Annotated in this window: 23 protein-coding genes; 10 read left to right on the plus strand and 13 right to left on the minus strand. The window is 60.1% G+C overall.

Translation table 11 applies throughout. The features are described from left to right. Positions 1–12: 12 nt before the first annotated feature. Positions 13–1,176: a M20 aminoacylase family protein gene (locus AC2FF8_RS02090; RefSeq protein ID WP_496878814.1), complete on the minus strand. Its 1,164-nt coding sequence runs from the start codon at positions 1,174–1,176 to the stop codon at positions 13–15. A 66-nt stretch (positions 1,177–1,242) separates the two neighbouring features. Between AC2FF8_RS02090 and mazG the strand changes: the two genes are divergently transcribed. Genes mazG through AC2FF8_RS02105 form a run of 3 tightly spaced genes read left to right on the plus strand, consistent with a single transcriptional unit; the run spans position 1,243 to position 3,551 of the window. Next, complete coding sequence (gene mazG, locus AC2FF8_RS02095) at positions 1,243–2,109, plus strand: nucleoside triphosphate pyrophosphohydrolase (RefSeq protein WP_496879266.1); 867 nt, start codon at positions 1,243–1,245, stop codon at positions 2,107–2,109. A gap of 54 nt (positions 2,110–2,163) precedes the next feature. Further along, entirely contained in the window at positions 2,164–3,105 is a 942-nt protein-coding gene (locus AC2FF8_RS02100) for a nucleoside hydrolase (RefSeq protein ID WP_496878815.1), read from the plus strand. Further along, complete coding sequence (locus AC2FF8_RS02105; RefSeq protein ID WP_496878816.1) at positions 3,102–3,551, plus strand: GNAT family N-acetyltransferase; 450 nt, start codon at positions 3,102–3,104, stop codon at positions 3,549–3,551. Before AC2FF8_RS02100 ends, AC2FF8_RS02105 begins: the two co-directional genes overlap by 4 nt. On the opposite strand, the gene AC2FF8_RS02110 is transcribed toward AC2FF8_RS02105, so the two are convergent. From AC2FF8_RS02110 to AC2FF8_RS02130, 5 genes are all read right to left on the minus strand, one after another. Then, positions 3,548–3,712 carry a hypothetical protein gene (locus tag AC2FF8_RS02110; protein ID WP_496878817.1) on the minus strand — a complete coding sequence of 55 codons (165 nt, stop codon included), beginning with the start codon at positions 3,710–3,712 and terminating at the stop codon, positions 3,548–3,550. The genes AC2FF8_RS02105 and AC2FF8_RS02110 overlap by 4 nt on opposite strands. A 501-nt stretch (positions 3,713–4,213) precedes the next feature. Next, the gene (gene eno, locus AC2FF8_RS02115; RefSeq protein WP_170344034.1) at positions 4,214–5,488 is read right to left on the minus strand and encodes a phosphopyruvate hydratase; all 1,275 of its coding nucleotides are present in this window, start codon (positions 5,486–5,488) and stop codon (positions 4,214–4,216) included. A gap of 136 nt (positions 5,489–5,624) precedes the next feature. Further along, on the minus strand, positions 5,625–6,503 hold the full coding sequence (locus AC2FF8_RS02120) for a DMT family transporter (RefSeq protein WP_425078397.1): 879 nt from the start codon (positions 6,501–6,503) through the stop codon (positions 5,625–5,627). 134 nt (positions 6,504–6,637) lie between these two features. Then, positions 6,638–7,051 (minus strand): Fur family transcriptional regulator, encoded by a 414-nt coding sequence (locus AC2FF8_RS02125; RefSeq protein ID WP_170344032.1) that lies wholly within the window; start codon positions 7,049–7,051, stop codon positions 6,638–6,640. Positions 7,052–7,116: 65 nt separating this feature from the next. Then, positions 7,117–7,839: an endonuclease/exonuclease/phosphatase family protein gene (locus AC2FF8_RS02130; protein WP_480684126.1), complete on the minus strand. Its 723-nt coding sequence runs from the start codon at positions 7,837–7,839 to the stop codon at positions 7,117–7,119. A gap of 166 nt (positions 7,840–8,005) precedes the next feature. On the opposite strand from AC2FF8_RS02130, the gene AC2FF8_RS02135 reads away from it, so the two are divergent. Beyond that, positions 8,006–8,959, plus strand: a complete 954-nt coding sequence (locus AC2FF8_RS02135) for a DMT family transporter (protein WP_496878818.1) — start codon at positions 8,006–8,008, stop codon at positions 8,957–8,959. A 14-nt stretch (positions 8,960–8,973) separates the two neighbouring features. On the opposite strand, the gene AC2FF8_RS02140 is transcribed toward AC2FF8_RS02135, so the two are convergent. Further along, positions 8,974–10,392 carry a protein adenylyltransferase SelO gene (locus AC2FF8_RS02140; protein WP_496879267.1) on the minus strand — a complete coding sequence of 473 codons (1,419 nt, stop codon included), beginning with the start codon at positions 10,390–10,392 and terminating at the stop codon, positions 8,974–8,976. A gap of 85 nt (positions 10,393–10,477) precedes the next feature. Between AC2FF8_RS02140 and AC2FF8_RS02145 the strand changes: the two genes are divergently transcribed. Both AC2FF8_RS02145 and AC2FF8_RS02150 read left to right on the plus strand, forming a co-directional pair. Further along, entirely contained in the window at positions 10,478–10,897 is a 420-nt protein-coding gene (locus tag AC2FF8_RS02145; protein WP_496878819.1) for a cupin domain-containing protein, read from the plus strand. Between the two features lie 97 nt (positions 10,898–10,994). Then, the gene (locus tag AC2FF8_RS02150) at positions 10,995–11,762 is read left to right on the plus strand and encodes an extensin-like domain-containing protein (protein WP_496878820.1); all 768 of its coding nucleotides are present in this window, start codon (positions 10,995–10,997) and stop codon (positions 11,760–11,762) included. Positions 11,763–11,779: 17 nt separating this feature from the next. Here the strand turns inward: AC2FF8_RS02150 and AC2FF8_RS02155 are convergent, their stop codons facing one another. From AC2FF8_RS02155 to AC2FF8_RS02165, 3 genes are all read right to left on the minus strand, one after another. Then, a complete protein-coding gene (locus AC2FF8_RS02155; protein WP_496878821.1) occupies positions 11,780–12,241 on the minus strand; it encodes a hypothetical protein in 462 nt (153 codons plus the stop codon). A 10-nt stretch (positions 12,242–12,251) separates the two neighbouring features. Continuing rightward, entirely contained in the window at positions 12,252–12,542 is a 291-nt protein-coding gene (locus AC2FF8_RS02160; protein ID WP_170344026.1) for a hypothetical protein, read from the minus strand. 78 nt (positions 12,543–12,620) lie between these two features. Further along, the gene (locus AC2FF8_RS02165; RefSeq protein ID WP_374041619.1) at positions 12,621–13,694 is read right to left on the minus strand and encodes an anhydro-N-acetylmuramic acid kinase; all 1,074 of its coding nucleotides are present in this window, start codon (positions 13,692–13,694) and stop codon (positions 12,621–12,623) included. A 305-nt stretch (positions 13,695–13,999) separates the two neighbouring features. Between AC2FF8_RS02165 and tyrS the strand changes: the two genes are divergently transcribed. Next, complete coding sequence (gene tyrS, locus AC2FF8_RS02170) at positions 14,000–15,253, plus strand: tyrosine--tRNA ligase (RefSeq protein ID WP_496878822.1); 1,254 nt, start codon at positions 14,000–14,002, stop codon at positions 15,251–15,253. A gap of 78 nt (positions 15,254–15,331) precedes the next feature. On the opposite strand, the gene AC2FF8_RS02175 is transcribed toward tyrS, so the two are convergent. Further along, positions 15,332–16,051: a hypothetical protein gene (locus AC2FF8_RS02175; protein ID WP_496878823.1), complete on the minus strand. Its 720-nt coding sequence runs from the start codon at positions 16,049–16,051 to the stop codon at positions 15,332–15,334. A gap of 222 nt (positions 16,052–16,273) precedes the next feature. Between AC2FF8_RS02175 and AC2FF8_RS02180 the strand changes: the two genes are divergently transcribed. Beyond that, complete coding sequence (locus tag AC2FF8_RS02180; protein ID WP_496878824.1) at positions 16,274–17,029, plus strand: 3-hydroxyacyl-CoA dehydrogenase; 756 nt, start codon at positions 16,274–16,276, stop codon at positions 17,027–17,029. Positions 17,030–17,039: 10 nt separating this feature from the next. Continuing rightward, the gene (locus AC2FF8_RS02185; RefSeq protein WP_425078404.1) at positions 17,040–17,594 is read left to right on the plus strand and encodes a sugar O-acetyltransferase; all 555 of its coding nucleotides are present in this window, start codon (positions 17,040–17,042) and stop codon (positions 17,592–17,594) included. On the opposite strand, the gene AC2FF8_RS02190 is transcribed toward AC2FF8_RS02185, so the two are convergent. Further along, a complete protein-coding gene (locus AC2FF8_RS02190; RefSeq protein WP_496878825.1) occupies positions 17,575–17,913 on the minus strand; it encodes a winged helix-turn-helix transcriptional regulator in 339 nt (112 codons plus the stop codon). The genes AC2FF8_RS02185 and AC2FF8_RS02190 overlap by 20 nt on opposite strands. Before the next feature lie 143 nt (positions 17,914–18,056). On the opposite strand from AC2FF8_RS02190, the gene AC2FF8_RS02195 reads away from it, so the two are divergent. Continuing rightward, positions 18,057–18,344 carry a putative quinol monooxygenase gene (locus tag AC2FF8_RS02195; protein ID WP_170344019.1) on the plus strand — a complete coding sequence of 96 codons (288 nt, stop codon included), beginning with the start codon at positions 18,057–18,059 and terminating at the stop codon, positions 18,342–18,344. An 89-nt stretch (positions 18,345–18,433) separates the two neighbouring features. On the opposite strand, the gene AC2FF8_RS02200 is transcribed toward AC2FF8_RS02195, so the two are convergent. Continuing rightward, the gene (locus AC2FF8_RS02200; RefSeq protein WP_496878826.1) at positions 18,434–20,242 is read right to left on the minus strand and encodes an ABC-F family ATP-binding cassette domain-containing protein; all 1,809 of its coding nucleotides are present in this window, start codon (positions 20,240–20,242) and stop codon (positions 18,434–18,436) included. Positions 20,243–20,266: the final 24 nt, after the last annotated feature.

Consider the following 20,266-nt stretch of genomic DNA (forward strand, 5'->3'; position numbering starts at 1 on the left):
TTCATTACCCCATCAGCCCAAGGGCTGCGCCTTTTCCACGATCCGTGCGAAGAACGATGCCCCCACAGGCGCGATATCATCATTGAAGTTGTATTTCGGATGATGCAGCCCGGCACCATCCCCCTGCCCCAGAAACAGATAGGCCCCTGGTCGCGACTGCAACATGTATGAAAAATCCTCGGCCCCCATGTCGCGCCCCATTGTGTCGACCACCCGCTCAGGCCCCGACACTTCGCGCGCGACGGTGGCGGCAAAGGCTGCCTTTTCAGCATCGTTGATCGTGGCCGGGTATCCCTCCTGATATTCCAGCCGTGCCTCGACACCGTAAGACGCGGCCTGCCCCTGAACGATCTGCTCCATCCGCTCCATCACCATCTTCTGTACAGCGGGATCAAAGGTCCGCACGGTTCCGTTCAAATAGGCAGTATCAGGGATCACGTTGTTCACCGTTCCGGCATGGATCTGAGTGACCGAAACAACCAGGTCTTCCACCGCATAGTGGTTGCGGCTGACAATGGTCTGGATTGCCTGCGCAATGCCGCAGGCCGCCATGACCGGGTCGCGGGTCTGATGCGGCATGGCGCCATGGCCGCCGACCCCTTGAATATGAATCTCGAACGTATCCACCGCCGCCATGATCGGTCCCGGCGTGGTATGGAACGTACCTTCCGGGTTTCCCGGATCATTGTGTATTCCATAGACCTCAGAGATATCGAACCGCTCCATGATGCCTTCTTCGACCATCACGCCCGCGCCACCGCCTTCTTCCTCGGCCGGTTGAAAGATCAGGGCCACACGGCCGCGGAAATTTCGCGTTTCGGCCAGATACCGCGCCGCACCCAGCAGCATTGTGGTGTGCCCGTCATGCCCGCAGGCATGCATCTTTCCGGGGTTCTTCGATGAATACCCGACGCCTGTTTCCTCGGTAATCGGCAGCGCATCCATATCGGCACGCAGCCCGATCGTCGGCCCGTCACCCTGCCCGTTGATGATCGCGACCATCCCGGTCTTTGCGATCCCTTCATGCAATTCATCGACCCCGAATTCACGCAGACGCTCGGCCACAAACGCGGCAGTCTCAAAGCACTCGAATTCCAACTCGGGTATCGTATGCAGATACTGACGCCATCTGGTCATATCGGCAGAGAAATCGGCAATTCGGTTGACGACGGGCATCTGGGCTGGACTCCTGATCGGGACTGCGGGATGGATGCATCTGACACCGGAATGAAAGGGTTCGCAATGGCCGAAAATCCTCTGATCCATGACAGCGACGCTGGTGTCGAGCGTCTGCTGGAAATCATGCGCCGCCTGCGTGATCCGCAAACCGGCTGCCCGTGGGATATCGAACAGGATTTCGCAACCATCGCTCCCTATACGATAGAAGAGGCTTATGAGGTCGCCGACGCGATCGAGCGCGAGGCCTGGGACGAGCTGAAGGGAGAGCTGGGCGATCTGCTGTTCCAGTCGGTCTTTCACGCACAAATGGCTGAAGAGGCCGGGCATTTCACCTTTCAGGACGTGGTGCGCACCATGTCAGACAAGATGGTCAACCGCCACCCGCATGTTTTTGGCGACGAATCCCGCGACAAGTCCGCCGATCAGCAGACCCGGGATTGGGAAACGATCAAGGCGGCCGAACGTGCGGGCAAGGAACAGAAAGGCGCGCTGGACGGGGTGGCCGCCAACCTGCCTGCCCTGCTGCGGGCCCATAAGTTGCAAAAACGGGCCGCACGCGTGGGGTTCGACTGGCCCGATGCAAGCCACGTGCTGGCCAAGATCACCGAAGAAGCCGCCGAGTTGGAAGAGGCGCGTGACAAGATGGACGCGGATGCGCTTGAGGATGAATTCGGTGATCTGCTGTTCGTGATGGTCAATCTGGGCCGCCACCTGGGTATCGAACCCGAAGCCGCCCTGCGCCGCACCAATGCCAAGTTCACCCGTCGCTTTGAACAGGTCGAAGCCCGGCTGGCCGAGCGGGGAAAGACCCCCTCGCAAAGCGATCTGGCCGAGATGGACGCGCTCTGGGACGAGGTCAAAACCGAAGAGCACCGCGCCAACGGCAAACTCCCGCCGGTGGACGCCATGGCAGCCCCCAGAAACGGGTAGACAAGCCATCCGACACTTGCGAGTGTCCCACCTTCAAGACCACCGGAGACGCCCATGCCCCCTCGCAAGATCATCATCGACACCGATCCCGGACAGGACGATGCCGTCGCCATCCTGCTGGCGCTGGCCAGCCCGGAGGACATCGAGGTTCTTGGCATCACGGCGGTCGCAGGCAACGTGCCCCTGGAATTGACCGCCAAGAACGCTCGGATCGTGTGCGAACTGGCGGGGCGGACTGACATACCCGTTTACGCGGGCTGCGACAGACCGTTGAACCGCGCGTTGGTCACGGCCGAGCATGTGCATGGCAAGACAGGGCTGGATGGCCCGGACCTGCCCGATCCGCAGGTGCCGCTGACCGAGGGCCACGCGGTGGATTTCATCATCGACACCCTGCGCGCCGAAGAACCGGGCACCGTGACCCTTTGTCCGCTGGGGCCTCTGACGAATATCGCGACCGCATTCAACAAAGCCCCTGATATTGTTGATCGGGTGCAGGAAATCGTTCTGATGGGCGGGGCGTATTTCGAGGTTGGGAACATCACTCCAACAGCAGAGTTCAACATTCATGTCGACCCGGAAGCAGCTGATATCGTATTCAAATCAGGAAGGCCGATTGTGGTCATGCCGTTGGATGTCACGCATAAGGCGCTGGTCACCAAACCCCGCAACGATGCGTTCCGTGCTCTGGGAAACAAAGTTGGACTCGCTGTGGCCGAGATGACCGATTTCTTTGAGAGGTTTGACAAGGAAAAATACGGCAGCGCGGGTGCGCCTTTGCACGACCCCTGCGTGACCGCCTATCTGATCCGGCCCGAGCTGTTTTCAGGCCGTCATGTGAATGTCGAAATTGAAACCGGGTCCGAACTGACCATGGGCATGACCGTCGCAGATTGGTGGGGCGTGACCGACCGCGCGCCCAATGCGCTGTTCATGGGGGACATCGACGCTGACGGCTTCTTTGACCTGCTGACAGAAAGGCTGGCCAGATTATGAGCGCCGCAATGCGCCTTGCGCGCCCCGAAGACCTGGACCGCCTGATGGCGCTGGTCACCGCCTTCCATACCGAGGCCGGATTGACGCAAGACCCGGACCAGACCCGAAATGCTCTGACACCCCTGCTCGAGGGTATTCCCCATGGCTGTGTCTATCTGATCGGCCCCGGACGGGCGCCGTTGGGCTACATCATCCTGACCTTCGGCTGGTCCGTCGAATTCGGCGGCATGGACGGTTTCGTGGACGAAATCTATATCCGACCCGCTGTTCGCGGTCGTGGCATTGCGACCGAAGTTCTGCTGGCACTTCCCAAAGCTTTGTCCGAAGCGGGGCTGACTGCCCTTCATCTGGAAGTCGACCGAAACAATGAGGCCGCTCAGAAAATCTATCTGCGCACCGGGTTCAAACCACGCGACAGATATATGCTGATGAGCAAGTTACTTTAACGAGACTCGCCACGGAAGATATTGGCCGGGTTCATGTCCTGTACCGGGTCACTCGCCGAGACCTGGTCTCCGGTAATTGGGTAGGTTCCCGGACCCGCGCAGGCGGAAAGAACTGTGATGGACGTTGCTGCGACTATCAGAAGGAATTTGGATACAGACATCGTGGTCTCCTTTCTGCAATGCATTCAGATTAGATCACGTGGCCGTGCTTTACTTAGTAACAAGTTCACACATAATGAGATTTTTGCATTCTTTTTAGATACAAAAAGGCTGATTCAATACGCCTGCGAAGCAGAGACCACTGAAATGATTGCGTAATCCGGATCTCGCCTCTCTTGCGAAAAGTGCGAAGATTTTTCAAAAGTTTTCAACTTCAAGTGCAGGCAGGTACGGCAATCGTACACCCAGAGAAGGATCGAACCAGAAAGGTTCAATCAAGGGTGGATATCACCTGAAGCCGTGTTTCCCGCCGCAACCTTTACCGCGATCGTCCGGAAGACGCCGGTTCAGGGTCCAAGAAACGCTTGGATCCAAGAGTTCCGAAGGGTCAACAGCACCAATTGATCCGTCACGCGGATTGCGGCACGGGCAGCGGAACGACCGCTTGACGGATCAGAGACCCGCACTTTGAAAAAAGGGGGCCGTTGGCCCCCATTCCATGCTTATTTCAGGATCGACGCGCCGGCGTATTCGGCCACTTCCCCCAGCGACTCCTCGATCCGGATCAGCTGGTTGTATTTCGCCAACCGGTCCGATCGCGCAAGCGAGCCGGTTTTGATCTGACCACAATTGGTGGCGACCGCCAGATCGGCAATGGTGGCGTCCTCGGTCTCGCCCGAACGGTGCGACATCACGTTGGTGTAGCGCGCGCGATGCGCCATATCGACGGCGCGCAGGGTTTCCGTCAGCGAGCCGATCTGGTTCACCTTGACCAGCATCGAGTTCGCACAGCCGCGCTCGATCCCTTCGGCCAGACGCACAGGGTTGGTCACGAACAGGTCATCACCCACCAGTTGCACCTTGTCACCGATGGCGTCGGTCAGCGCCTTCCAACCCTCCCAGTCATCTTCGGACATACCGTCTTCGATCGAGATGATCGGATAGTCATTGACCAGCGCCGCCAGATAAGCCGCGTTCTCGTCCGAGGTCAGGCTCGTGCCCTCACCCGAAAGAACGTATTTGCCGTCTTTGTAATACTCGGTTGCCGCGCAATCCAGCGCCAGGTGGATTTCCTCACCCGGCTTGTAACCTGCTTTTTCGATGGATTTCAGAATGAAATCCAATGCTTCGCGGGTCGAGGCGATGTTGGGGGCGAAACCGCCCTCGTCACCCACACCGGTCGCCAAACCCGCGCCTGACAGTTCCTTTTTCAGCGTGTGGAACACCTCGGACCCCATGCGCACCGCTTCGCGAATGTTCGCGGCGGCGGTCGGCATGATCATGAATTCCTGAATGTCGATCGGGTTGTCGGCATGCTCGCCGCCGTTGATGATGTTCATCATCGGAACCGGCAGAACCCGCGCCGAGGTGCCGCCCACATAACGATAAAGCGGCTGGGTGGTGAAATCCGCCGCTGCCTTCGCCGTGGCCAGCGAGACACCCAGAATCGCGTTTGCGCCCAGACGGCCTTTGTTCTCGGTGCCGTCCAACTCGATCATGGCCTGGTCAATGGCCACCTGCTCGGTCGCGTCAAAGCCCACCAGTTCTTCGGCAATCTCGCCGTTCACGGCGGCGACGGCTTCCAGAACGCCCTTGCCCATATAGCGTGCCTTGTCGCCATCGCGCTTTTCCACCGCCTCATAGGCACCGGTGGACGCGCCCGAGGGCACGGCCGCGCGGCCCATGGTGCCGTCTTCCAGAATCACGTCAACTTCGACCGTCGGGTTGCCCCGGCTGTCCAGAATTTCGCGTGCGTGGATGTCGATGATGGTGCTCATGAAGCCTGTTCCTGTGACTGCGGTCGGTTGCACGCGTCATAACAGCAACCGGCCAAAAGTAAACCGGTTCCGTTAACGCTAACACGCATATTGCCGGACATTTAGGGCTAACAGTCCGCTGTTTGCGCCAACAGGGTCAGGCAGGGGCCAATTCGCGCGCCAGACGCCGTTCGCGGACAAAGGTATAAAGGCCCGAACCGATGATCAGGGTCGCCCCCGCCAGTGTCAGTACATCAGGACGTTCACCGAAAACCAGCATTCCAGCGAGGATCGAAAACACCAGACGCGTGTACCGGAACGGCATCAGGGCCGAGGCTTCGCCCACTCTCATCGCAGTGACAATGCCGTAATACCCCAGAACGCCAAATCCGATCGCCCCCGCATAAGGGCCCGTTTGACCGGCTTGAACCGGCACGAAGGATGCCCCGGACATGACCATCAGAACCAGGCCGGCGACAGCAACCGCAATATAGGCCTGCATCGCAACAACGGATGAGGGCACGCGTGGGTCCAGCTTGCGGGTGATCAGATCGCGCGCGGCAATTGCGACCACGGACAACACCACAAACAGGGATTCCGGCCGAAAGCCCTCCATCCCCGGGCGGATGATCATCAGAACACCGACAAAGCCGACGCCGATCGCGCTCCAGCGGCGCCACCCGACCTGCTCTCCAAGAAACAGGGCCGCCCCCATGGTGACGACCAGCGGCATGGCCTGAAACACGGCCGCCACGGTGGACAGGTCGATCAGCGACAACGCCGTCACGAACGCTACTGCACCAAAGCCTTCGGTCGCGGCGCGGATCAATGGCAGGGTTTTCCATGCCACGGGGTCAAGGATCCGTTTGCGCGTGACCACTGACATCGTGGCAAACACAAGCCCGCAGAACACGCCCAGAAGCACCATGATCTGCCCTGTCGGCACAGAGCCGGACAGGAGCTTGATGAACATGTCCTCAAGTGCAAAGGCCGCCATCGACCCGATGAGCAGCAGGATGCCGTTTACGTTGTTCATATGCGCGTCCACAGGAAAAGGGCATGTCAGGTGCCTGTACATGCACAACAACCTCAACCAACGGCATCTGGCAAGACAATTCCCGTCACGCCTGATGAATTAAAGTGAGGGGATCAATCGCGTTTCGTGATGGGTCAGTCCTTTTCCAGCGGGACGCCATACAGCTCCAACCGGTGCCCCTTGAGCTTGTATCCAAGCTTGGCGGCGATTCTTTCCTGCAAGGCTTCGATCTCGGGGTCGACGAATTCGATAACCTCTCCTGACTGCATGTCGATCAGGTGGTCGTGGTGATCGCGCTCGGCGTCCTCGTACCGGGCCCGTCCGTCCCCGAACTCGAGACGTTCCAGAATGCCTGCCTCTTCGAACAGTTTGACCGTGCGATAGACCGTTGCAATGGAAATGCCTTTGTCCACGGCGGAAGCCCGCGCATAGAGCTCCTCGACATCCGGGTGGTCGTCGCTCTGTTCCAGTACCTGCGCAATGACCCTTCGTTGACCGGTCATGCGCAGCCCCTTGGCTTCACAACGCCCAACAATCGTTTCCGACATGATGCCCCTCAGACTTGCTCGGATGTCTGTCTTAATATGTCTGCGCGCGTTTCGCTACAGAGATTTCACCTTTTGCGACCTTCTGATCTAGCGCGCGTCAGATCGGCCCAGACCGGCAGGTGATCGGATGCGATATGTGCCGGACGGGTGTCGTGAACACCGTGCGCCACGGCCTGTATTCCGCTGCCCAGCGCGATCCGATCCAGCGCACCCAAAGGCTGCGCGGCGGGAAAACTGGGTCTGGCGGGCAGAAACCGCATTTCGGGCGCCAGGTGATCCAGAACGGGCTGGCGTGACCATTCGTTGAAGTCACCGGCCCAAACTGTCGGCATCTGGTCCATATCCCAATCATTCCGCCGAATGTGCAAAATCTGTTGCCGCCGTGACGCTGGCAAAAGCCCCAGATGCATACCCATCACGCGCAGTGGCCCGATATGGGTGTCGAACTCGACCCGAACCGCCCCGCGCGGCTCCAGCCCCGGCAGTTCGTGATGCCCTTTTCGGCGCACCGAGATGCCCTCGCCCCGCCAGATCACCGCGTTGCCGTGCCAGCCCAGACTGCCTGCACCGCCCAGATCGACGATCTTCCACCCCGCCTCGTCCAACATGAAATGCGGCAATGCCGCCGGGCGGGGCGGCAGGCGTTTGTCGGCCTCCTGCAACACAACGATATCCGCTTTCGTGTTTTCGATGACCTGCAAAATGCGTTGCGGCTGACGCCGGAAATCCAGCCCGACGCATTTCTGAATGTTGTAGCTTGCGATACGCAGCGTGGACGAAGTTTGCATGAGGCCATGACCAAGTGAATTGGCCCTAAAGTGCCATGCCTGACGCGAGGCGCAACCCCTCAGCTCGGTTTCCTGCTGCGGCAATTCCAATACGACACCCGCCCCCGGCAATCTGCCTGTTGTTTCGTCGAATGAACCCTGCTTCGCGTCAAAGCAAAGGTTCCGCTTGATCCCCGGCCCCGCAACCCTCTATCCCGATCCGGTGACGACATCGAAGCGCAGCGAAAGCGAGGCCAAGATGAGCCTGAGTCAACCCGACAACAGCACCCGGGCCAGTATCATACTGGTGATGGGCGGCGCGCTGTGGGGCCTTTACTGGATTCCGGTGCGGTTTTTCTTCGATCAGGGCCTGACAGGCCCATGGTCCGGGATCGTCATGTACTGCGCGGCCCTGATTGCGTTGATCCCCTTTATCTGGGCCGACAGGCACATGCTGGCCCGGCGGTGGCGTGATCTGATGCTCAGCGGTATGTTCACAGGGGCTGCATTCAGCCTGTATTCAATCAGTCTTGTCTACACCGACGTCGTCCGCTCGATCCTGCTGTTCTATCTCACTCCGATCTGGGGCACGCTTCTGGGCGTCCTGTTTCTTGGAGAACGCCTGAGCCTGATGCGCCTTGCGGGCCTGATCTGCGGGCTTGGCGGACTGTTTGTCGTGCTTGGAGGCGCCGGGTTTGTGCCATGGCCGCAAAACCTGGGCGACTGGCTGGCGCTGGCGTCGGGCATATGCTGGGCACTGGGCACACTGGGCCTATACAAGACTGGCAGCATGACCATCTCGGGTCAGGTCTTTGCCTTTGTCCTTGGTGCGCTTTTGCTGTCGCTTGTCAGCCTGTCGGCGCTTGGGGGCCAGGCGCTGCCGAACGTCACAAGCGAAAACGCGATCCGCATCGCGGGATATGCATTGCTGTCGGCCTTTTATGTCCTGCCCATGATCTACATGACCATCTGGCCGGCAACCAAGCTGTCCCCCGCAAAGGTCGGCCTGCTGTTGATGAGCGAGGTTGTCGTCGGCATCGCCTCGGCCGCGGCGCTGTCCGGCGAACCATTTGGCCTGCGGGAGTTTCTGGGCGCCACCCTGATCGTCAGCGCCGCGGTGTTGGAAATCCTGCGGAAATAGACGCGGTCTACGCGTCACGTCCCGCAAAACGTCGCATGGACCACCTCATTTTCGGCCGGAGGACGCCTCAGGTCTTCCGCATCACCCTGATCCTCGTAAGGCCGCGCCAGGACGGCGTTCAACCGGTCGAACGGTGCGTAATCTCCTTGTACGGCTGCCTGGATCATCTGTTCGACCCGGTGATTGCGCGGAATGAATGCAGGGTTTGCAGCGGTCATCACATCCAGCGGCGCTGCTTCGCGCGCCAAACGTGCGCGCCAACCCGCTTCCCAAGTGTCAAACGCTTCCGGGGCAAGGAACTGATCCCGCGCCATGCCACCGCCCAGCGCCCGGAAGGTATTGGTGAAATCCGCCTGCCCCTCGGCCATACGCTTCAGAAGGTCGGTGATCAGTTCCTGATCGCCCTCGTCCGCGGTTGCCAGTCCGATCTTCGCCCGGAACCGACACAACCAATTCTGTTGCAGCAGGTCCGGCATCGCGTGGACGATCTCGGTCGCCTCTTCCACGGCAGCCTCTTTGTCGTCCATCTGCTGGATCAAGGACGTTGCCAACTGCGCGAGGTTCCACACCGCGATATCGGGCTGGTTCGAATAGGCATAACGACCCATCCGGTCGATCGAGCTGTAGACGGTGTTGGGGTGATACGTATCCATGAACGCACATGGGCCGTAATCAATTGTCTCGCCCGCGATCGAGCAGTTGTCGGTATTCATCACCCCATGGATGAACCCCACGCTCATCCATTTCGGAATCAAACTGGCCTGAGCATCCCGCACCGAACGCAACAGGCCCATGGGACCTTCTGCCTTGGGATAATGCCGCGCGATGGCATAGTCCGTCAGGCGCTTCAGGCTGTCCATCTGCCCACGCGCTGCAAAAACCTGAAAGGTCCCCACCCGCAGATGGCTGGATGCAACCCGGGTCAGGACCGCTCCGGGCATCGGACCTTCGCGAAAGACGGTCTCGCCCGTTTCCACGGCTGCCAAGGCACGTGTGGTCGGAATGCCCAGCGCATGCATCGCCTCGGACACCACATATTCCCGCAGCACCGGCCCCAGCCAGGCCCGGCCATCGCCCCGGCGGGAAAACGGTGTGGGACCCGAGCCTTTCAGTTGAATATCCCGGCGTATCCCGTCCGTTCCGACAGTCTCGCCCAGCAGCACCGCACGCCCATCGCCCAGCTGCGGGTTGTACTGCCCGAACTGATGCCCGGAATAAAGCTGTGCGATGGGTTCGGCACCTTCGGGAATACTGTTTCCCGCAAAGGCTTCGGTCATGTCCTCAACGTCTCCGGGCGAAATCCGCAGCAACTTGGCCAGATCATCGTTGAACGCAATCATCCTTGGCGCGCGCACGGGAACCGGTGACTGCCGCGCAAAGAACGCATCCGGCAGACGGGCATAAGAGTTATCGAAGGGGATTTTCAGGGTCATGTCGTAAACATATCCCTCGGACGCATGAATACCATAGCGGATCACGCCTGCCCGTGCATAATCGCACCCAAACACGAGGGACCACATGACTGCACAAGAGGTTATCGACCGCCTGAACCTGCAACGGCATCCCGAAGGGGGTTGGTACGCCGAGACATGGCGCGCTGAAAACGAAGGCCGCCCCACCGGCACCTGCATCTACTTCCTGTTGCAGGCAGGCGAAAGCAGCCACTGGCACCGCGTCGATGCGACCGAGATCTGGCTGTACCACGCAGGCGCGCCACTGATCCTGTCACTGAGCGCGACGGATGAAGGCCCCGCCACAGATCATGTGCTGACACCCGATCTGTCGCAGGGTGCCCCGCAGTTGATCGTCCCGGAAGGCCATTGGCAAGCCGCCCGCAGCACGGTCGATTACACGCTGGTCAGTTGCACCGTCTCACCCGGTTTCCAGTTCGAAGGGTTCGAACTGGCCGCGCCGGGCTTCGATATCCCCAAGGCATGACCGCTCACATAACGATCTCTGAAAAGGTGAGTTTACAGACAGTTTCCCATTGATCATTCTGTACACACAGCCACAGGCGACGGAGTAACGAGTGAGAATGAAGCAGGTCCTGCTGACTGTCTTGTTCTTGTGTCAAAGCGCAGCATTTGCCAGCGCAGAGCCCGCTTGCGCCGAGGCCCGTCTTGCATCCGATCTGACTGCGCCAGAGCTGATCGGGGAAGAAACGGTTGAAGATGCTGACGCGACCGTGACAGTCGAACCCGCGGTGCTGGTTTCCAAGCGCCCCGCCCTGCGGCCCTGCAAGTTTCGGCAATTCGAAGTCGGCCGTGAACGAATGCAGGCGCGGGGCGCCGTGTGTGGTGACTGGACCATTCTGGGCGAAACACGCAAGCCCGTCGCCGGAAAGGCCCGCGGATGCGGGATCACGAACCCGGTTCGGGTTTACAGGATCTCTGACATCGCACTCAGCCAATTCTCATTGATGGATTGCCAGACAGCGGTCACGCTGAAAACGTGGATCGAAAACACGGCCAAGCCAGCCTTTGCCGATATGGGCGGCGGGCTGAAGGGGATGCGGATCGTTGGCCACTATGCCTGCAAGACCCAGAACAACCAGCCGCGTGCACGCATCTCGGAACATGCGCGCGGAAAGGCGATCGACATATCGACCTTCGTTTTAAAGGACGGAACACAGATCACGGTCCGGGACGGGTGGAACAACGCGCAAGGCGCTGTATTGCGAAAGTTGCACGATGGCGCCTGCGGCGTGTTCGGAACCGTGCTGGGCCCGGACGCCGACCGTTATCACGTCGGGCATTTCCATTTTGACACGGCCCGCCGCAAGGGCGCTCCGGTGTGTCGATGAACCTTCGGGTTGCGCCTCTATTTGTCGCTTCGGCTTTTGATCAACACATTGATCAGAGGCACCAGCAGCGTCGCGGCCGATCCCAAAGGGTTCGATCCAATGCTCTTGACCGCCTGCACGACCTCTTTGGCCTCTGCGGTCATCTCCTCCAATTCGTCTTCAATATCCGCTATGGCCATATCGCGCACCTCGACGGCCGGGGCGACTTCGTCGTCGATATTGCGGCGCCTTGCAATCAGCACCATAAGCCCTGCGAATAGAAGGTTTCCAAAGGCCAACAGCGCCGCCGCCGAGGCTGGTGACATCGAGCTTTGAAGTGCCAAGAACAAGGAAACATTCAAAAGCACCACCGCCGACAATGCCGCGATGCCCGCAATGCCCATCAGTATGGTCTGCTGCTGAACCACTCCAAGGCGGCGGCGTGCAATCAGACGTTCGGTCCGATAGATCGTAACCAGGTTCCTGCTCAGTCTGCTCATAAGCCGCCTCCTAACCCTGCGCGCGCCCGACGACGTACCCCAGCGAAAACGCAATCAGCAACGCCGTGATCGGATAGTCTTTCTGAAGCCGGCCGAACTCCTCGACAACGTCATGTCCCAAGGACTGAACCTGGCTCAGGTCGATTCCGTGGTCTTCCAGCAGCTGCCGGATTTCATCCGACGATTTGGTGCCCTCAGGCGGATCTTCGGAACCCGCTTCCTTTTCGGCCTGCGCCTCCAAGGTCGCATTCCGCTTTCGCAACTTCTCCAACTCGGCCTCGAGCTCTGCCTTGGTCGCCATACTGCCATGCCCCTGATCCATCGGTCCGGGCAATCGTCGCACAAAGAGTTGTTTTTTTGAACTGTTTTCCGGATCGCGCTATCCGACCGGGTCCATCGACACCGTACTGACGACCCCGCCACCGACAAGCGCCTGAACGCCCGTGGTTCCGGGGCAAGAGGTCGGCAACCCCCGCGCAACGCGCACCGCCAGATAGGCAAACGCCTGCGCCTCAAGCATGTCGCCGTCCAGCCCCACCGCCTCAACCGTTTCGACCGGGCAATCCAGCGACACGCGCAACATCTCCATCAGCACCGGGTTGCGCCTGCCGCCCCCTGTGACCAACACACAGGACGGGGGTTTCGGACAGTGCTCCATCCCCTGCACCACAGCTGCGGCGCACATACCGGTCAGAGTGGCCACCGCGTCAGCGTCATTGAGTTCCTTGACCAGACCGATCATTTCAGAAAAATCGTTCCGGTCCAAAGACTTCGGAGGCATGCGGGAAAAATACGGCTCGGCCAGAAACAGCTCCAGCGCGCCCATCTCGACTGTGCCATCGCGGGCTAATGCCCCGTCCCGGTCCATTGGAAGCCCCAAACGGGCCTGCATCAGATCATCGACCGGCGCATTGGCCGGGCCTGTATCAAAGGCCAGCAGCGCACCGGGCGCTTCGGGGCCTTCGAACGTCGGGTCCACATAGGTCAGGTTGCCGACCCCACCCAGGTTCAGGAAACACAATGGCCGGTCCGCACCGAACCATTTGGCACAGGCAAAGTGAAAGAATGGCGCAAGCGGAGCCCCCTCGCCCCCCATCGCCACATCATCGCTGCGGAAATCCCAGACCACCGGACGCCCAAGGGCCTGCGCCAGCCCCAGCCCGTCACCGACCTGAAACGTACCGCGCCCGCGCGGCTCATGCGCCAGCGTCTGTCCGTGAAAGCCGATCAGATCCACATCCTCGAACTCGGACAGAGCTTCGGCATGGGCAATTGTCACCATCTCGGCCGCCGCATCGACCTGGGGTCCGTGCCACTGCCCCAGTGCTGCCCGCAACACGTCGCGTTCGGCATCCGAATAGGCGCGGTATCCGCTTTCCCCAAACCCGTAAATCGAATGCCCGTCGGTTTCCACCACCGCGGCATCAACCCCGTCCATCGATGTGCCGGACATTGCGCCCAAAGCCCGGAGCTTTCCGTGTTTCGCGATGGTCTGGCCCAAGCCTGCCTCCTGAATTGGCTGTGTCTTTCGCCGCGTCCGGGTCCGGGATTTCACCTTTGGGTTGCAGCCCGGTCAACGTGCCTTCTGTTGGGGCGCAAAGGCAAGCGTTCCGGACCGGCCCGGCATTTTTTTTCTCAGGGCGCGTGTCTGGATCGACACCCTAGACCACACCCCGCCCCCGAGGTGAAAAGGTGGCTTTTCCTCCCACGCGCTGCCGCCTATACAGTGCCCCGCAACATTAACCCAAAGGGCACGATATGACCTACCACCCCAAATCGGATTTCATCGCCACGATGATCGAGCGCGGCTTTCTCGCCGACTGCACCGATTATCAGGGCCTTGACGACGCGCTGATCAGTGGGTGCAAACCGGCCTATATCGGCTTTGATGCCACGGCCAAGTCGTTGCATGTGGGCAGCCTGATCCAGATCATGATGCTGCGCTGGTTCCAGAAAACCGGCCACCAGCCGATCACCCTGATGGGCGGCGGAACCACCAAGGTCGGCGACCCGTCATTCCGCTCGGATGAACGCCCGCTGCTTGGTCCCGAACAGATCGACGAAAACATCGCGGGCATCAAAAAGGTGTTCTCAGCCTATATCGACTATGACACAGAGGCCGAGAACAAAGCGTTGATGCTGAACAATGCCGAGTGGCTGGACGACCTGAACTACCTCGATTTCCTGCGCGACATCGGGCGTCATTTCTCGGTCAACCGGATGCTGAGCTTTGAATCGGTGAAATCCCGACTGGACCGTGAACAATCCCTGTCCTTTCTCGAATTCAACTACATGATCCTTCAGGCCTATGACTTCCTGGAGCTGAACCGCCGCTATGGCTGCTTGCTTCAGATGGGCGGCAGCGACCAGTGGGGCAATATCGTCAACGGGATCGACCTGACCCGCCGCGTGCTGGATCACGAGATATACGGCCTGACCTCGCCCCTGCTGACCACCAGCGACGGCAAGAAAATGGGGAAATCTCAGGACGGCGCGGTTTGGCTGAACGCAGACATGCGCTCGCCCTACGAGTTCTGGCAGTTCTGGCGCAACACGACCGACGCTGATGTCGGGCGGTTCCTGAAGCTTTACACCGAAATGCCGGTGGATGAATGCGATCGTCTGGGCGCGCTGCAAGGGTCCGAGATCAACGAGGCCAAGATCCGTCTTGCCAACGAGGTGACAACTCTGGCCCATGGTGCGCAGGCCGCGGCGAACGCCGAAGCCACCGCGCGCGAAGTGTTCGAAAAGGGGGGCGTGGGCGGGGATCTTCCGACTCTGACCCTCAGCGAGGCCGAACTGGGTGACGGCATGTCCATCGTGCAGATCATCGTGAAATCGGGACTGGCCAAATCAGGCAAAGAGGCCAAGCGCCTGATCGCCGAAAACGGTGCCAAGCTGGACGACGCGCCGCTGACCGATGCCGGGCTGATGATCGACGCAGGTGCATTGTCCTCGCCCATCAAGCTGAGCGCCGGCAAAAAGCGCCACGCGCTGGTTCAACTGGGCTGACCCGGCAAGGCTGAAAGACACGGAATCGAAACGGCCACCGGATGGGGTGGCCGTTTTGTTTTCGAAAAGGAACGCTTGTCAGCGTTTTTTTCCACCGCCGCGACCGGGCCGGTCGCCTCTTTCATCATCGTTGGCGTTGTTTCCGCGGCCCGGGCTGCTGCCTTCACCGCCATTGCCATGGCCGTTGTTGCCCTTGCCACCGCCTTTACCTTTGCCGCCCTTGCCTTCGCCTTTGCCTTTTCCGCCTTTGCCTTCACCACCGCCGGACTCACCGCCGCCGCCACCGGACTCACCTCCGCCACCGCCGGACGCACCGCCACCGCCGGATTCACCGCCGCCGCCGCCGCCGGACGCACCGCCGCCGCCACCGGATTCACCGCCGCCACCGCCGGATTCGCCACCGCCACCGCCGGATTCACCTCCGCCACCGGGTGCGCTACCAGCATCGGCAAATCCAGACCCACCGGGCTCTGAGCCACGGCTTTCACCACGATTTTCCGCCGAACCAGACAGGCTTGCCGTCGGCAAATCCGTCAGCAACGCGGCCAGTCCCGGGCATTGCGCCCCGGTCACAGTCAATGCTGTTTCAAAGTCGGACCGCTTTTGAAGCCTGTCCAGAAAACTCGGGGTTACCTGCACACAGTCGCACAACCCGGCATAGTCCCCCGCGCTGGCAAGATTTCGGGCCGTTTTCCAGTTGCAGGTTTCCGGTGCGGCCGCAGCACTGCCGATCATCACCATTCCAAAAACAGGGACAGCAATAACTGCGCCCAGCACGTGTTTCGTACTCTTTACCATAACAGATCCTCCTGGTGAAAAAACACACGACGGCTCAGAGTTCTTCGTTCACGAACAGGCGCGTTTTCGTGAAGTTGGGATTAAGATGTCTTGAGGATCTGCCAGCGCATCGGGGCGAATGATCTGGTCCGCCGACCAAGATCCCTCTTTCTCTAATATATGGACACTGGCCCCAAAATGCAGTTATTGAACAACTGTTCATATCCATGGGAGGAGATCACCATGCACCTGTCCACCACTACCGCCCTCATCACCGGCGGCGCGTCCGGTCTGGGCGAAGCCACGGCACGCCACTTCGCCTCGGAAGGCGCACAGGTCACCATTCTGGATCGCGATGCGGATCGCGGCGCGCAGGTCGCCGCCGAGATTGGCGGTCATTTCGCGCAGACGGATGTGACCGACGAAGAGTCGGTGGCAGCTGCTGTGCGCCACGGCATGAACAAGATGGGCAAGATCACGGCCACGGTGAATTGCGCAGGTATCGCCTATGGTATCAAGACTGTCGGCAAGGATGGCCCCCACCCTTTGGATGCGTTCCAGCGCACGATCGACATCAATCTGGTTGGCACCTTCAACGTGTCCCGGCTGGCCGCTGCCGAGATGGCAAAGAATGACCCCGAACCAGATGGGGCACGTGGGGTGATCATCAACACCGCTTCGATCGCTGCGTTTGACGGGCAAAAGGGTCAGGCGGCCTATGCGGCCTCGAAAGGCGGCGTCGTGGGCATGACGCTGCCGATGGCCCGCGACCTGGCCTCGACCGGCATTCGGGTCATGACCATCGCGCCGGGCATTTTCATGACCCCGATGCTGGCGGGCCTGCCCGAAGAAGTGCAACAACAGCTTGCCGCCGACGTCCCGAACCCTGCCCGCCTTGGCGATCCGCATGAATACGGACGACTGGCCGGCTTCATCGTCGAGATGGGCTATCTGAACGGTGAGGTCATCCGCATCGACGGTGCCCTGCGGATGCGCTAGACCGGGGCTCATGACCGAGCGACAGAAAATGGAAGCGGGCGAGTGGTATTGCTGCCTTGACCCGGAACTGGATGCGCTTCGCGCCGAAGCGCGCCGTGCCGTTCATGCCCATAACACATGCCCGCCGGATGAACGTGGGGCCATCGCGCCTGAACTGGCAGCGCTGTTTGCAGGTGTTGGTGAGGATTGCTTTCTTGAGGCCCCATTTCACTGTGCCTACGGAATAAACCTGTCTTTGGGGGATCGCGTGTTTTTCAACGCAGGCTGCGTCGTGCTCGACACCGCGCCGGTGACAATTGGCAACGACACGATGCTTGGACCTGCGGTGCAGATCTATTGCGCCGAACACGCGAAAGACCCGGCCTTGCGCGCTCGGGGCCTTGAAACCGCCCACCCTGTCAGGATCGGCGAAAACGTCTGGATCGGCGGGGCCGCGATCATCATGCCGGGCGTTGCGATCGGCGACAACGCCATCATCGGAGCCGGTAGTGTGGTGACAAAAGACGTTCCGCCCGGCGAGACAGTCGTCGGAAACCCCGCCCGGCCTATCCGGCCCCGCCCATAACCCTGTTCTGTCCCCAGTCCGCCAGGGCCTCAATCACCGGGCGCAGCGCCAGCCCCTTTTCGGTCAGACAGTACTCTACCCTGGGCGGCACCTCGGCATAGACTTTGCGGTTCACGATTCCATCTGCCTCAAGTTCGCGCAGTTGCTTGGTCAGGCTGCGCTGAGTAACTGTACCCAACGCCCGGGACAACTCGTTGAATCGCATCGTGCCCCCAAGGAGATGATAAATCACGAGCCCCTTCCACTTGCCCGATATCTGCTCCAGACCGGCCTCAACCGGGCAGCCTCCGCTGCAATCATATCTTTCAAACCGATCCACCCCGACCTCCTGCGTCTTACAGTATACAAATGGTATCTATCTGCGTAAATGGAGCCTATATGCATGAATAGTGCGTACTTGCGAGTTTTGCTAGTGTGTCACATATCCCGGTTCATCGCAACTGAACCCTTTGAGGAGACACCATGGCCTTGACCATTCTCGCCCAAATCACCGCCCATCCGGGCAAGGAAGATCTTGTCCGCGCCGAGCTGGAAAAGCTCATCCCCATCACCCGTGCCGAACAAGGTTGCATCCAATACGACCTGCATGTGGACACAACCAACCCCGGTGTTTTCGCGTTCTATGAAAACTGGGAAAGTCGCGAACAGTGGCAGACGCATATGAACGCGCCTCATCTCGCGGCTTACATGGAGGCAACCGACGGTGCTGTGGCTGAATTTACGCTGAACGAAATGACACGGATCGGCTGATCAAGGTTTTTCAAAACCGGGGCAGTTACAGGGCTCCGGTTTTGTGCAACTCATACAATGCCGTCCATTTGGGGCCGCGCAGTTTGCGTTTACCCTGCTTCGGCCTTTTCTTCCAGGGTCAGCCACTCCTCTTCAACCGCCGACAGTTTCTCCTGCCGTTCCACCAGCGCCTCGGTCGCTTTCTGGAACTTGACCGGTTCGCGAGTGAACAATTCGGGATCCGACATCAGCTCTTCCAGCTTTGCGATCTCGGCCTCGAGGCGCGCGATCTCGGCTGGCAGCTTTTCAAGCCGGTGTTTTTCCGAGAATGACAGACCGGGTTTCTGCTGCGTCTCCTGCTTTGCTTTTGGCTTTGAAGCTTTTGCTTTTTCTTCTTTTTTAGCGACCACTTCCCCACGCTGCGCAATATAATCCGACCAGCCGCCGGCATAGACGGTCGCCCGCCCGTTGCCTTCCATCGCGATGGTCGTCGTTGCAACACGGTCCAGAAAATCCCGGTCGTGGCTGACCAGCAGAACCGTACCGTCGTAGTCGTCAAGCAGCTCCTGCAACAGGTCCAGCGTTTCGACATCCAGATCGTTGGTCGGTTCGTCCAACACCAGAAGGTTCGAAGGTTTCGCCATCAACTTGGCCAGCAGCAACCGGGCCTTTTCGCCACCCGACAAGGATTTGACAGCCGCTCTTGCCTGCCGCTCGTCGAACAGGAATTCCTTGAGATATCCCACGACATGTTTGGGCTGCCCGCCAACCATCACCTGATCGGCCTTGCCGGAAACCCGCATATCCGGGTCGCCGGTCAGGCTGTCCCACAAGCTCATCTCGGGGTCCAGTTGCGCACGGGTCTGATCGAACACCGCGACCTCAAGATTGGTACCCAGCGACACCGAACCTTCGTCCGGCTCCACCTGCCCCAGAAGCATCTTCAGCAAGGTCGTCTTGCCGACCCCGTTCGGCCCGACAAAGGCCACACGATCACCGCGCTGCACCAGCAGATCAAAATTCCGAACGATCTGCTTGTCACCGAACCCTTTGGCCAGCCCTTTGGCCTCGATCACCTTGCGGCCTGATTTTGGCCCCGCCTCCAGCGTCATCGCAGCGGAACCCTGACGCTTGATCTGTGCCGCCTTTTCGGCCCGCAGCGCCTGTAGGGCCCGCACCCGGCCCTGATTGCGTTTGCGCCGTGCGCTGATACCCTCGACCGCCCATTTGGCCTCGGACTTGATCAGACGGTTCAGCTTGTGGCGCTGCTGATCTTCTTCTTCCCAGATCTTGTCCCGCCAGGCTTCGAACGCGCCAAAACCCTGTTCCTGCCTTCGGACCATTCCCCGATCAATCCACAGAGTCGCCCGCGTCAGTGCGCGCAAGAAGGCCCGGTCGTGCGAGATCAGCACAAAAGCCGCCCGTGTCGACCCAAGCTCGCGCTCCAGCCACGCGATGGCTTCGATATCCAGATGGTTGGTGGGTTCGTCCAGCAGCATCAGGTCCGGCGCCTCGGCCATCAGCTTGGCCAATGCCGCGCGCCGCCGCTCTCCACCCGAAGCCGTATCAACTGCGCGTGAAGGGTCGAATTTCAGCCCCTCGCCTGCCCGTTCAACCTTGTAGAGTTCGCCGGGCTCCAACCCGCTGGACGCATAGTCGCCCAGGGTGGCAAAGCCCTCCATCGTCGGGTCCTGCTCCATATAGCCCACGGATTTTCCGGGCGGCACGACAATTTCGCCGCGGTCGGCCTCGACCAGGCCAGCCATCACTTTCATCAGCGTGGATTTGCCCGACCCGTTGCGCCCAACCAGCGCCACGCGGTCACCGGGCTGCACCACCAGATCCAGTTCGGAAAACACCGGTTCGCCCCCGAAAGTCAGGGATATGCCGGACATCTGCAACAAAGGAATTCTCGCCATGCCCGCCAGCTAAACCGACGGCCA

The sequence above is a fragment of the Ruegeria sp. YTSA144 genome (assembly GCF_059610125.1).

What these genes read in the sequence shown, in the direction of transcription:
- AC2FF8_RS02090 (WP_496878814.1), bottom strand. Translation starts at nt 1,176, where the DNA reads ATGCCCGTCGTCAACCGAATTGCCGATTTCTCTGCCGATATGACCAGA.
- mazG (WP_496879266.1), top strand. Translation starts at nt 1,243, where the DNA reads ATGGCCGAAAATCCTCTGATCCATGACAGCGACGCTGGTGTCGAGCGT.
- AC2FF8_RS02100 (WP_496878815.1), top strand. Translation starts at nt 2,164, where the DNA reads ATGCCCCCTCGCAAGATCATCATCGACACCGATCCCGGACAGGACGAT.
- AC2FF8_RS02105 (WP_496878816.1), top strand. Translation starts at nt 3,102, where the DNA reads ATGAGCGCCGCAATGCGCCTTGCGCGCCCCGAAGACCTGGACCGCCTG.
- AC2FF8_RS02110 (WP_496878817.1), bottom strand. Translation starts at nt 3,712, where the DNA reads ATGTCTGTATCCAAATTCCTTCTGATAGTCGCAGCAACGTCCATCACA.
- eno (WP_170344034.1), bottom strand. Translation starts at nt 5,488, where the DNA reads ATGAGCACCATCATCGACATCCACGCACGCGAAATTCTGGACAGCCGG.
- AC2FF8_RS02120 (WP_425078397.1), bottom strand. Translation starts at nt 6,503, where the DNA reads ATGAACAACGTAAACGGCATCCTGCTGCTCATCGGGTCGATGGCGGCC.
- AC2FF8_RS02125 (WP_170344032.1), bottom strand. Translation starts at nt 7,051, where the DNA reads ATGTCGGAAACGATTGTTGGGCGTTGTGAAGCCAAGGGGCTGCGCATG.
- AC2FF8_RS02130 (WP_480684126.1), bottom strand. Translation starts at nt 7,839, where the DNA reads ATGCAAACTTCGTCCACGCTGCGTATCGCAAGCTACAACATTCAGAAA.
- AC2FF8_RS02140 (WP_496879267.1), bottom strand. Translation starts at nt 10,392, where the DNA reads ATGACCCTGAAAATCCCCTTCGATAACTCTTATGCCCGTCTGCCGGAT.
- AC2FF8_RS02145 (WP_496878819.1), top strand. Translation starts at nt 10,478, where the DNA reads ATGACTGCACAAGAGGTTATCGACCGCCTGAACCTGCAACGGCATCCC.
- AC2FF8_RS02150 (WP_496878820.1), top strand. Translation starts at nt 10,995, where the DNA reads ATGAAGCAGGTCCTGCTGACTGTCTTGTTCTTGTGTCAAAGCGCAGCA.
- AC2FF8_RS02155 (WP_496878821.1), bottom strand. Translation starts at nt 12,241, where the DNA reads ATGAGCAGACTGAGCAGGAACCTGGTTACGATCTATCGGACCGAACGT.
- AC2FF8_RS02160 (WP_170344026.1), bottom strand. Translation starts at nt 12,542, where the DNA reads ATGGCGACCAAGGCAGAGCTCGAGGCCGAGTTGGAGAAGTTGCGAAAG.
- AC2FF8_RS02165 (WP_374041619.1), bottom strand. Translation starts at nt 13,694, where the DNA reads ATGTCCGGCACATCGATGGACGGGGTTGATGCCGCGGTGGTGGAAACC.
- tyrS (WP_496878822.1), top strand. Translation starts at nt 14,000, where the DNA reads ATGACCTACCACCCCAAATCGGATTTCATCGCCACGATGATCGAGCGC.
- AC2FF8_RS02175 (WP_496878823.1), bottom strand. Translation starts at nt 16,051, where the DNA reads ATGGTAAAGAGTACGAAACACGTGCTGGGCGCAGTTATTGCTGTCCCT.
- AC2FF8_RS02180 (WP_496878824.1), top strand. Translation starts at nt 16,274, where the DNA reads ATGCACCTGTCCACCACTACCGCCCTCATCACCGGCGGCGCGTCCGGT.
- AC2FF8_RS02185 (WP_425078404.1), top strand. Translation starts at nt 17,040, where the DNA reads ATGACCGAGCGACAGAAAATGGAAGCGGGCGAGTGGTATTGCTGCCTT.
- AC2FF8_RS02195 (WP_170344019.1), top strand. Translation starts at nt 18,057, where the DNA reads ATGGCCTTGACCATTCTCGCCCAAATCACCGCCCATCCGGGCAAGGAA.
- AC2FF8_RS02200 (WP_496878826.1), bottom strand. Translation starts at nt 20,242, where the DNA reads ATGGCGAGAATTCCTTTGTTGCAGATGTCCGGCATATCCCTGACTTTC.